At 40.7% G+C, this 11,684-nt stretch carries 13 protein-coding genes and 1 tRNA gene; 13 read left to right on the forward strand and 1 reads right to left on the reverse strand.

Translation table 11 applies throughout. The annotated features are described in order from the left end of the window. Positions 1-3: 3 nt before the first annotated feature. The 12 genes from BUA02_RS12750 to BUA02_RS12805 all read left to right on the forward strand — a co-directional run bounded on the left by BUA02_RS12750 (position 4) and on the right by BUA02_RS12805 (position 10,127). The gene (locus BUA02_RS12750) at positions 4-279 is read left to right on the forward strand and encodes an IreB family regulatory phosphoprotein (protein WP_071177107.1); all 276 of its coding nucleotides are present in this window, start codon (positions 4-6) and stop codon (positions 277-279) included. 4 nt (positions 280-283) lie between these two features. Beyond that, positions 284-712, forward strand: coding sequence for a Holliday junction resolvase RuvX (gene ruvX / locus BUA02_RS12755; RefSeq protein WP_071177106.1), 429 nt, complete (start codon positions 284-286; stop codon positions 710-712). Between the two features lie 25 nt (positions 713-737). Next, the gene (locus tag BUA02_RS12760) at positions 738-1,001 is read left to right on the forward strand and encodes a DUF1292 domain-containing protein (RefSeq protein ID WP_071177541.1); all 264 of its coding nucleotides are present in this window, start codon (positions 738-740) and stop codon (positions 999-1,001) included. Between the two features lie 61 nt (positions 1,002-1,062). Next, on the forward strand, positions 1,063-2,742 hold the full coding sequence (locus BUA02_RS12765) for a ribonuclease J (RefSeq protein ID WP_071177105.1): 1,680 nt from the start codon (positions 1,063-1,065) through the stop codon (positions 2,740-2,742). Between the two features lie 21 nt (positions 2,743-2,763). Further along, positions 2,764-3,255, forward strand: coding sequence for an endolytic transglycosylase MltG (locus BUA02_RS12770; protein ID WP_072704790.1), 492 nt, complete (start codon positions 2,764-2,766; stop codon positions 3,253-3,255). Next, complete coding sequence (locus BUA02_RS12775; protein WP_072704793.1) at positions 3,245-3,892, forward strand: O-methyltransferase; 648 nt, start codon at positions 3,245-3,247, stop codon at positions 3,890-3,892. Before BUA02_RS12770 ends, BUA02_RS12775 begins: the two co-directional genes overlap by 11 nt. 8 nt (positions 3,893-3,900) lie before the next feature. Further along, positions 3,901-5,127: a peptidase U32 family protein gene (locus BUA02_RS12780; RefSeq protein ID WP_072704796.1), complete on the forward strand. Its 1,227-nt coding sequence runs from the start codon at positions 3,901-3,903 to the stop codon at positions 5,125-5,127. Positions 5,128-5,225: 98 nt separating this feature from the next. After that, positions 5,226-7,337, forward strand: a complete 2,112-nt coding sequence (locus BUA02_RS12785) for a glutamine synthetase III family protein (RefSeq protein ID WP_072704799.1) — start codon at positions 5,226-5,228, stop codon at positions 7,335-7,337. A 109-nt stretch (positions 7,338-7,446) separates the two neighbouring features. Then, positions 7,447-7,519, forward strand: a tRNA-Gln gene (locus tag BUA02_RS12790). Between the two features lie 74 nt (positions 7,520-7,593). Continuing rightward, entirely contained in the window at positions 7,594-8,328 is a 735-nt protein-coding gene (locus BUA02_RS12795) for an acyl-[acyl-carrier-protein] thioesterase (RefSeq protein WP_072704801.1), read from the forward strand. Positions 8,329-8,357: 29 nt separating this feature from the next. Next, positions 8,358-9,191: a CvfB family protein gene (locus BUA02_RS12800; protein ID WP_072704804.1), complete on the forward strand. Its 834-nt coding sequence runs from the start codon at positions 8,358-8,360 to the stop codon at positions 9,189-9,191. A gap of 9 nt (positions 9,192-9,200) precedes the next feature. Further along, the gene (locus BUA02_RS12805) at positions 9,201-10,127 is read left to right on the forward strand and encodes a CPBP family intramembrane glutamic endopeptidase (protein ID WP_072704807.1); all 927 of its coding nucleotides are present in this window, start codon (positions 9,201-9,203) and stop codon (positions 10,125-10,127) included. Positions 10,128-10,173: 46 nt separating this feature from the next. Here the strand turns inward: BUA02_RS12805 and BUA02_RS12810 are convergent, their stop codons facing one another. Then, on the reverse strand, positions 10,174-10,362 hold the full coding sequence (locus tag BUA02_RS12810; RefSeq protein WP_072704811.1) for a YjfB family protein: 189 nt from the start codon (positions 10,360-10,362) through the stop codon (positions 10,174-10,176). A gap of 228 nt (positions 10,363-10,590) precedes the next feature. On the opposite strand from BUA02_RS12810, the gene BUA02_RS12815 reads away from it, so the two are divergent. Beyond that, positions 10,591-11,673, forward strand: coding sequence for a PucR family transcriptional regulator (locus BUA02_RS12815; protein ID WP_072704815.1), 1,083 nt, complete (start codon positions 10,591-10,593; stop codon positions 11,671-11,673). Positions 11,674-11,684: the final 11 nt, after the last annotated feature.

Here is an 11,684-nt window from a genome sequence, read left to right on the forward strand (position 1 = left end):
GATATGGCAGAGCAGAATTTAGAGAACACCCAATTCTTCAAAGTTGAAGTCGAGCCAGAAACTGGCGTTAAGATGGTACTTTCTGTAGTATATGATGCCTTGCTTGAAAAGGGATACAATCCTGTTAATCAGATTGTTGGATATATCATGTCTGGAGATCCTACATACATTACAAGTCACAAGGGCGCCAGAAGCCTTATTATGAAGGTTGAGCGTGATGAGCTTGTTGAGGAGATGCTCACAGAGTATATCAAGAGCAACAACTGGGCTAGAAAGTAATATTATGCGAATCATGGGTTTGGACTACGGTTCCAGAACAGTTGGAGTTGCCATAAGCGATGAGCTTCTTTTAACTGCGCAGGGTAAAGAGATAATCCGTAGAAAAGAGGAAAATAAGTTAAGAAGGACAATGGCTCGAATTGAAGAGTTGATCCAGGAGTACAATGTTGAGAAGATGGTGCTTGGTCTACCTCTTAATATGGACCAGACTCCTTCTGAGCGTTCTGAGTTATGCCTTGAGTTCAAGGATAAGCTTGAACGTAGGACGGGAATCCCAGTTGTTATGTGGGATGAGAGACTTACGACTGTAGAAGCGGACGAGATCATGGATGAAGCCGGTATCAGAGGTCGTGAACGTAAAGAGTACGTAGATATGATTGCAGCTCAGATAATTCTTCAGGATTATCTGGATAATAGCAAAGATAAAACCTGATTATAGTCAGGAAATGGTGGATAATTTGGAAAAGATTTTATTTAGCCCGGATGGGGGCGAAGCAGTAGAGTTCTACTGCCTTGAACAGACAAGCCTTGGAGGCAAGACCTACCTGCTTGTTACAGATGAAGAAGATGGTGACGGAGAAGCGCTTATTTTACGCGACGACTCCGATATTAAAGATGAAGAAGCGGTTTATGTGATTGTGGACGATGACCTGGAGCTGGAAGCTGTTGCAGGTGTATTTCGTAAGCTGCTTTCTGAGGATGGAATAGATCTTGATGCCTAACGGGGAGTGCGGTTGACAGCTTTTTCTATTTCTCCGCCAATGTATAAATGGAGGATTAATTTTGAGTAAAAAGAAAACTGAAAATGGCTCCAAACTGCAGATCATCCCACTTGGTGGTCTTGAGCAGATTGGAATGAATATCACTGCCTTCAGGTATGAAGACAGTATTATTGTAGTGGATTGCGGTTTGTCATTCCCTGATGATGACATGTTGGGAATTGACCTTGTAATCCCGGATATCACATATTTACAGGAAAATATCGACAAAGTAAAAGGCTTTGTTATAACACATGGTCATGAAGATCATATAGGAGCACTTCCATATATTCTTCATGAACTCAATGTCCCTGTGTATGCCACAAGACTTACAATGGGTATCATTGAGCACAAGCTTGAGGAGCACAATCTTCTCAAAAAGACTCGAAGAAAAGTAGTTAAGTTTGGACAGTCCATTAACCTTGGGCAGTTCAGAGTTGAATTCATCAGAACTAATCACTCGATAGTCGATGCGGCAGCTCTGGCAATATATTCACCAGCCGGAACTGTAGTCCACACAGGAGACTTTAAGGTTGATTACACACCAGTATTTGGTGATCCTATAGATCTTCAGAGATTTGCTGAAATCGGTAAAAAAGGCGTTCTCGCCCTTATGTGCGACTCAACAAATGCTGAGAGACCAGGATTTACAGCTTCTGAGAGAACAGTAGGAAGAGCTTTGGATTCTCTTTTTGAAGAACATGAGAACCAGAGGATCATTGTAGCTACATTCGCGTCCAATGTAGACAGAGTTCAGCAGATCATCAACACAGCTCATAAATGCGGTAGAAAAGTAGTAGTAGAAGGCCGCAGTATGGTGAGCATCATTGATATTGCTCAGAAACTGGAATGCATCCAGATTCCTGAGAATACACTTATTGATATCGATCAGCTCAAAAATTACCCTGAGAACAAGACTGTTATCATTACAACAGGTAGCCAGGGTGAAAGTATGGCCGCTCTTAGTAGAATGGCCAGCAGCCAGCACAAGAAGATCACCATCGGTGCTGGAGATACTGTTATTTTCTCTTCTCATCCAATCCCAGGTAATGAGAAGGCTGTTACTAATATCATTAACGAGCTTCAGATGAAGGGAGCAGATGTAATCTTCCAGGATGTTCATGTATCTGGACATGCCTGCCAGGAAGATATCAAGCTCATCTATACACTTGTTAAGCCTAAGTACGCAATTCCTGTTCACGGCGAGTACAGACACCTTATTGCTCAGAGCAATATTGCAAGAGATCTTGGAATTGCAAAGGAGAATGTATTCATTCTTCATTCTGGAGATATCCTTGAACTTGATGAAGAGAGCGCAAAAGTTAAGGGTAAGGTTCCTGTAGGAGCTATCCTTGTTGACGGTCTTGGTGTAGGTGATGTAGGTAATGTTGTTCTTCGTGACAGACAGCATCTTGCTGAGGATGGAATCGTTATAGTTGTATTTGGTCTTGATAAGGAAAGTGGACAGCTTATTTCAGGTCCTAATATTGTATCAAGAGGATTTGTATATGTCAGAGAGTCAGACAAGCTCATTGACGATGCTACAGATCTTGTTTACGACGAACTTATCGAAGCTACTGATAAGGGCATAACTGATTGGAATAAATTAAAAAATATTGTCAAAGATGTCTTAAGCGATTATATTTGGAAGAAGACAAAGAGAAGACCAATGATAATGCCAATAATAATGTCTACAAATATTTGAGGTCTTTAGGAGAAGTATTTTATGAATACAAAGAAACTCGGCTTGGGCATATTGGACACCATAGTCAAGGTAGTTTTCATCATCATTGTTGCTATGCTGATCATTAAGTATGCCAAGGTTGCTTACAACTATGGCTATCATATTTTTAATCAGACAGCAGTATCTTCCGGAACAGGAAGAGAGGTAACTGTAACTATCTCAGAGGGTGATTCAGTGGGCCAGATTGCAGATAAACTTGCAGAGGTTGGGCTTATTACAGATAAGTTTTTGTTCAAACTTCAGGAGATGTTCTCAGAGTATCACGGAATGGAACAGCCAGGAACATATACTCTCAGCACAGCAATGACACCGGAGGAGATGCTCTCTATCATGTCTGGCGGCATCAAGAATGGTGAGGAATCTTCAGACAAAGATGGCGCTCTCGAAGAAGGTGCTGCTGAGGAAACTGAAGTGATAGAAGAAACACAAGAGACAGAAGAAGTAGAAAATTCTGAGGAATCTAATGGTAACTGAACAAGATAGAATGACGGCATTCATCAATTCTCTTGATCAGGGCAATGCACCTTATCTTGATGAACTTGAAAGAATCGCCAAAAAGGACGACGTCCCTATTGTACGCAAGGATTCTCAGGCACTACTCAAATTCCTGATGGCACAGGCAAATCCGGTGAATATATTGGAAGTTGGCTGTGCTACTGGATTCTCAGCTCTTTTGATGGCTGAGTACAGCGGAGATGATGCCAAGATCACTACAATAGAAAAATATGAAAAGCGAATCCCTATAGCCAGGGACAACTTTATAAAGTACGACTCAAAACATAAAATCACACTTTTGGAAGGTGATGCGACAGACATTTTAAAGACGCTGACTCCAGGGTATGATTTTATTTTTATGGATGCAGCAAAAGGGCAGTATATCAACTTCCTGCCAGAGTGTTTAAGGATACTCAATAAGGGAGGTCTTTTGGTATCAGACAATGTCCTTCAGGACGGAGACGTCATAGAATCAAGATTTGCTGTGACAAGAAGAGACAGAACAATACACGCCAGAATGCGTGAGTATCTATATGAGCTAAAGCATAACGACATGCTTAACACAGTTATTTTGACAGTTGGAGATGGAATGACTCTTTCTGTAAAGACGAAATGAGGTAATTTATGAAAAAACCAGAATTATTGATTCCGGCAAGTAGTTTGGAAGTATTAAAGACAGCGGTAATGTTTGGCGCCGATGCAGTATATATTGGTGGTGACGCTTTTGGACTTAGAGCTAAAGCCAAGAACTTCAGTCCAGAAGAGATGAAAGAGGGAATTGAGTTTGCTCATGCCCATGGAGTAAGGGTTCACGTAACAGTTAATATCCTTGCTCACAACTATGATCTTGACGGCGTTGAGAAGTATCTTCATGAGTTAAAAGAGTTAGGGCCAGACGCACTCATTATTGCAGACCCTGGTATTTTCATGAAAGCCAGAAGGATCTGTCCTGAGATAGAGATCCACGTATCAACACAGGCCAACAATACAAACTACGAGACTTATAATTTCTGGCATGATCTTGGAGCAAAGAGAGTAGTTGCTGCTAGAGAGCTTTCTCTTAGAGAGATCAAAGAGATCAAGGAGAGAATCCCGGAAGACCTTGAAATGGAGTGTTTCATTCACGGTGCTATGTGCATTTCCTATTCAGGAAGATGTCTTTTATCAAATTACTTCACAGGAAGAGACGCCAACAAAGGCGCTTGTACACATCCATGCAGATGGAAGTATGCAATTGTTGAGGAACAGAGACCTGGCGAATATCTTCCAGTTTATGAGAATGAGAGAGGAACTTACATCTTTAATTCAAAGGATCTGTGCATGATCGAACACATTCCTGAGCTTGTGGACGCCGGAGTAGACAGCTGCAAGATTGAGGGCAGAATGAAAACAGCCCTTTATGTAGCTACAGTTGCCAGAACCTATAGAAAAGCAATCGATGATTACTTTGAGTCTGAAGAAAAGTACAGAGAGAACATGTCATGGTACCTTGATCAGATCTCAAGATGTACATACAGACTCTTTACCACAGGCTTTTATTTCGGAAAACCTAGTGATGAAGCTCAGATCTATGACAATAATACTTATGTTAACGAATACATTTATCTTGGAATTGTTGGAGAGGTTGACGACAGAGGCTTTGCCAAGATCGAACAGAGAAATAAGTTCTCTGTTGGCGATGAGATAGAAATCATGAAGCCTGACGGAACAGATGTCAAGGCTAAGGTGAATGGAATGTATACTGAGGATGGTGAGAGTGTTGATTCATGCCCACATCCAAAGCAGGTTATTTACCTTGATCTATCAGTAAAGCCTGATAAATTCGATATTTTGAGAATCCCTTCTGAATAATTTTGCAAAAGAAATCAAAAAAATACTACACGTTTTAATACAGTTGTTGTAAACTCAAGGGTAGCGTAAGCAAGTTAAACAAAGGAAGGGATGCATTGATGAACAATAAGGTGAATGTTGAAGAAATATTCGGGCAGAACGTCTTTACTCTTGCGAAGATGAGAGAACGTCTTCCAAAGAATGTCTACAAAGAGGTTGTTAGTGTCACAGAACATGGCGGTGAGCTTTCCAAGGAATCTGCTGATGTAGTTGCAAATGCAATGAAAGAATGGGCAGTAGAAAACGGAGCAACTCACTATACACACTGGTTCCAGCCACTTACTGGAATCACAGCTGAGAAGCATGACTCATTTGTTGGAAGTGCTGACAAAGACGGAAGAATGCTTACATCTTTTTCTGGAAAAGAGCTTATCAAGGGAGAACCAGATGCTTCATCATTCCCTTCGGGTGGTCTTAGAGCAACATTTGAGGCCAGAGGATATACAACATGGGATATCACGTCACCAGCATTTTTGAAGGAATCAGGAGCTGGTGTTACATTATGCATTCCAACAGCTTTTTGTTCATACACAGGAGAAGCCTTAGACAAAAAGACTCCTCTCTTAAGATCTATGGAGGCTGTTAACAAGCAGGCTCTTAGGATCGTCAAATTATTCGGCAATACAAATGCCACAAAGGTTAACGTTTCAGTAGGACCAGAGCAGGAATATTTCCTTGTAGACTGGGATAAGTCAATGAAACGTGAGGACCTTATCTTCACAGGCAGAACTCTTTTCGGTGCGCCAGCTCCTAAGGGACAGGAGATGGAGGACCACTACTTTGGCGTAATCCGTGAGAGAGTCGGCGAATTCATGAAAGATCTCAACGTAGAATTATGGAAGCTTGGTGTTCCAGACAAGACTCAGCACAATGAGGTAGCACCTGGACAGCACGAGCTTGCTCCAATATATGAGACAGCTAATATTGCAGTTGATCACAACCAGATCATCATGGAGACAATGAAGCGAGTAGCTGAACATCACCACATGAGATGTCTTCTCCACGAGAAGCCATTTGCAGGTGTGAACGGTTCAGGTAAGCACGACAACTGGTCTCTTTGCACAGATGATGGAGTGAATCTTCTTGATCCGGGTGATACACCAAACAAGAACATTCAGTTCCTCTTTGTTCTTGCTTGTATTCTTAAGGCAGTTGACAAGCATGCAGATCTTTTGAGACAGAGTGCTTCAGACGTAGGAAATGACCACAGACTTGGGGCTAATGAGGCTCCTCCAGCAATTATGTCAGTGTTCCTTGGCGAACAGCTTGAGGACGTTGTCAGACAGCTCATCGAGACAGGTGAAGCCAAGTCCAGCAAGAAGGGCGGCAAGCTCAAGACTGGTGTATCAACACTTCCTCAGTTCGAGAAGGATGCTACTGATAGAAACCGTACATCACCATTTGCATTTACTGGAAACAAATTTGAGTTCAGAATGGTTGGATCATCAGATTCAATGGCCAGCTCAAATACTACTCTTAATACAATTGTTGCTGAAGCTTTCTGCGAGGCAGCAGACAGACTTGAGAAGGCCAAGAATTTTGATGTAGAAGTTCATGACATTATCAAGGAATACATGACTGAGCATCAGCGCATCATCTTCAATGGAGATGGTTACTCAGAGGATTGGGTAAAAGAGGCAAAGAAGAGAGGACTTCCAAATATCAAGTCCACTATTGAGGCAGCAGATACTCTCACAACCAAGAAAGCAATCGAACTATTCGAGAAGTTTGGCGTATACACAAAGGTTGAACTTGAATCAAGAAAAGACATCATCTTTGAGACATATGCTAAGACAATCAATATCGAAGCACTTACAATGATAGATATGGCTTCCAAGCAGATCATTCCAGCAGTTATGAAGTATGCAGGAAGACTTGCAGCAGATGTTAATGAAATCAAGGCAGCAGGCGTAGATGCCACTGTACAGCAGGATGAACTTAAGGAGATCCAGACTCAGCTCGGCAACATGAAGAAGGCTTTAGACAAGCTCAAGGCGTGTGAAGAGAAGGCTGGTAAGATTTCAGACCACAGAGAACTTGCTTTCTTCTACAAGGATAAGGTAAGACCTGTTATGGATGCCCTCAGAGCACCTGCAGACAAGCTTGAGATGCTGGTTGATAAAAAGGATTGGCCATTCCCAACATATGCAGATCTTCTTTTTGAAGGCTGATAACATCTCGTGAAATGTAGATAAAATAAGTGATTGTGAGGTTTTTAGAAAAATTTGAAAAAAGTACTTGCATTTTTCTAAAACCTCACGTATAATCATTTCTTGTCGGTGGGCTATCGCCAAGCGGTAAGGCAACGGACTCTGACTCCGTCATTACGTAGGTTCGAATCCTACTAGCCCAGCTAGAAACGAGATTGGAAACAATCTCGTTTTTTTTATACAATCGGGAATTATTTTTTGATTGGAGACTATAAGCATGTATACATTTAATTCCAGGATCAGATATAGTGAAGTTGATAGTAACGCAGAGCTTACCCTTGAATCTCTGATTGATTATTTTCAGGATTGCTCAACCTTTCAGACTCAGGATGGTCCAGCTAAAATGGAGTATCTTAGAGAGCAGAATATGGCTTGGGTATTGAACTCATGGCAGATTACGATCAATAGATATCCTAAGCTGTGTGAGCATGTTACTATAGGAACAGTTCCATATATGCTTAAAGGCCCATTGGGACTTAGGAATTTCTTTATGGATACTGATAACGGTGAGAGGCTTGCAATTGCCAATTCCGTATGGACATTATTTGATTTTGAAAAAAATGTCCCTGTAAGAGTAACTCCAGTAATTGTAGCTGCCTATCCTCTTGAAGATAAACTTGAGATGGAGTATGGCGACAGGAAGATCAAGATACCTGAAACAGGTGAAAAGATAGATTGTGAAGAAATAGTAGTAAGAAGGCATAATCTTGACACCAATAACCATGTGAATAACGGCCAGTACATCAGAATGGCAATAGACTGTCTGGAAGATAAGAGCAGAAAAGTGGTTTCAATGCGTGCTGAATACAAAAAACAGGCAAGGCTTGGAGATATTCTTTTACCGGTTGTTATAAAAAACAAAGAAGTAGATAATAGTATATATACTGTGAGTCTCAATAACACAGAAGGCTCACCGGTATGTATTGTAGAACTAGTAGTTAGTGATAATTGACATCGCTATATTTTTTGAACGGAGGACTTATGATCAAATTAGGTGAAAAACAGACACTAGTAGTAATCAAAGAGGTGGATTTTGGCGTATATCTTGCTGAGAACATGGACAGTGAGGAGAAGGTACTCCTTCCTGGCAAGCAGGTTCCGGCTGATGCCAAGTTAGGCTCTGAGATAGAGGTCTTTATATACAAAGATTCAGACGACAGACTTATTGCAACAACAACAACTCCCAAGATCATGTTAGGAGACGTAAGAAGACTTAGAGTAAAAGAACTCAGTAAGATCGGCGCATTTATGGATTGGGGCCTTGAAAAAGACGTACTGATGCCATTTAGAGAGCAGCGTGGCAAGATCAAGGTTGGTGATGAAGTACTCTGCGCCCTTTATATCGATAAGAGCAGCAGACTTGCTGTAACAATGAATGTATATAAATATCTTTTGGACAAGAGTCCTTATTCAAAAGATGATAAGGTTATCGGAACTGTATACGAGATGAGTGACAACTTTGGCGCTTTTGTTGCAGTAGATGACATCTATTCAGGACTTATTCCAAAGAAAGAACTCTATGGCAATATTCAGATCGGTGATGAAGTAAATGCCAGAGTAACATCAGTCAAAGAGGATGGAAGACTTAACTTAAGTGTTAGGGAAAAGGCTTATCTTCAGATGGATGATGACGCCAAAAAGGTTCTCAAGATGCTTGATGATAATGGAGGAAAGCTTCCTTTCACTGATAAGGCATCACCTGAACTTATCAGAGAGAAGACTCATATGAGTAAAAATGAGTTTAAACGAGCTATTGGAAGACTTTTAAAAGAGGGCAAGGTTGAGATAGGCAAGGATTCCATTATCAGGAAATAAGGAGAAAATATGGATTATAGGCGTGCCAACAGAACTTATCTATATATGATAGTAGCGACTTTGGTCCTGGTTCTTTTGATCAGCTATTATTATGCAGTTACTGGAAGATCACTTTCAATTTTTATGGATAACCTCCTATGTGAGCTTGTTATACTTTTGCCGACAATGGCTGTGGTTTTGCTTAGTGGTGAAAAGATATCACATGTTATTCCAATGAGAGGCATAAAACCAGCTTCTTTAGTGCTTACAGTAGGTTATCTTTTAGCACTTTTTCCATTGGTTACTTTGGTGAATTACATCTCGATGTTCTTTGTTGAGAACATGGTAAGTTCCATAAGCGATGAGGTTCTTGCCATGCCGATGTGGAAGATGATCCTTTCTATGGGACTTATTGGACCGTTTATTGAGGAAATTGTATTTAGAGGAGTGATATTCCACAGCTACAAAAAGACAGGACGAATAGTAGGATCTATCATCCTTTCTTCAGTACTTTTTGGAATGATGCACCTTAATTTCAACCAGTTTGCTTATGGCGCGGTAATGGGCGTGATGTTCTGTCTATTGGTGGAGGCAACAGGAAGTGTTTTGTCATCATTTATTGCCCATGCACTGTTCAACACTATTGAAGTTATCGTGATGTACACTGCATCAGGAACTGTTGGGAAAGCAGACGTGGTCGTGGAAAACGTGGTCGGAGACCATAGCACTTTGGAGTTTCTGGCATTTTATTTGGTTATGTCTGTCATATTTACAACTGCGGCTTTTTATATAGTTCGTAAGATTGCTGATATTCAGGGCAGGACGGAATATTATAACTATATTAGAAAGAGCGAAAAACAAGGCTATAAACTGATCACAGTGCCTCTTGTGATAGCAATAGTGATCTCAGTAGCGTATATGTGCTTCGTGGCATATATATCGAATTACACTTACTAAAAAACAAATGCTCCAGGAAAACCTGGAGCATTTTTGGATGGCTCAATCAGATACGGATGTCAATGTTTGAACCGATATTAGGATTCACAGAAAGTTCTGAGACAGCATCAATGCTCTCTACCAATCCACTTCCTACATCTTCCATGAAATCGAGGTTCTTGGATAGCATAGCAATCCCAACATCATTTAAAATCTGATTTTGGGAAAGAGCCATCGATAAAGCTGGAATATCCATATTCACCTCCTGTGCCAAATGGGCACACTTCACTTTATCATATCTAGTATATCGGATTATTTAGGGGGTAAGTTGATACCAAAAAGAAGAGGGCGTTTTTGGTACTTTTGACTAGGAAAATTGAAAAATGTACAAAAAACGCCCTTTAAAGAGTGGATTTTTTTGTACATTTGTATTAAAATGCTATGTATACAATTCGCAGATAGAAGACTGCAGAAAGAGTGAAAAATGATTTCGAATCAAATTCTTCAGAACACCATTGATGGGTTAAAAAACATAGCGCATGTTGATCTCTATGTGCTTGATACTGATGGTAAGGAAGTTGCAGCTACAGCCAGTGATATCGGTAATGTTACAGCTGTAGCCAGAGATTTCGTTGATTCACCAGCTGATTCACAGGAAATCCAGGGCTTTCAGTATTTCAAGATATATGATGAACAGCAGCTTGAATACATTCTGATCTGCACAGGTTCAGGCGAGCATGTTTATATGCTCGGCAAGATGATCGCATATCAGATTCAGAGTCTTCTTGTGGCTTACAAAGAGAGATTTGACAAGGATAACTTTATCAAGAACCTCCTTCTTGATAATCTTCTCTTGGTTGATATCTATAGCAGAGCCAAAAAGCTTCACATCCAGACTGATGCTAAGAGAGTTGCCATGATCGTTGAGTCTATTAACGGAAGGGACAACAATGCCCTTGAAGTTGCAAGAACTCACTTTGGCAACGGAACAGACTTTGTTACTGAAGTTGATGAAGATAATATCATCGTGGTCAAGGATGTTACAGATCTGGGCAAGCCTGGCGAGATTGCTAAGGTCGCAGAAGATATGCTTGCAACTCTTGAAAAAGAGGGACTTTCAGGAGTAAGAATTGCATATGGAACAGTTGTAGGGGAGATCAAAGAAGTCAGCCGTTCCTACAAAGAAGCAAAGATGGCACTAGATGTTGGAAAGATATTCTTTGACGAGCGAAAAGTTATCTGCTACAGCGAACTTGGTATTGGAAGACTTATTTATCAGCTTCCTATTCCTCTTTGCAAGATGTTTATCAAAGAGATATTCGGCGGCAAAAATCCTGATGAATTCGACCAGGAGACACTTACGACTATCGATAAATTCTTTGAGAACAGTCTGAACGTGTCAGAGACATCAAGACAGCTCTTTATTCACAGAAATACACTTGTGTATAGACTGGATAAGCTTCAGAAGAGCACAGGACTTGACCTTAGAGTATTTGATGATGCCATAACTTTCAAAATTGCTCTTATGGTTGTAAGATACATGAAGTACATGGAAAAGTTTACTTGATCAGGAGATAG

Origin of the sequence: Butyrivibrio hungatei DSM 14810 (genome assembly GCF_900143205.1) — a bacterium.
Taxonomy (GTDB): Bacteria; Bacillota; Clostridia; order Lachnospirales; family Lachnospiraceae; genus Butyrivibrio; species Butyrivibrio hungatei.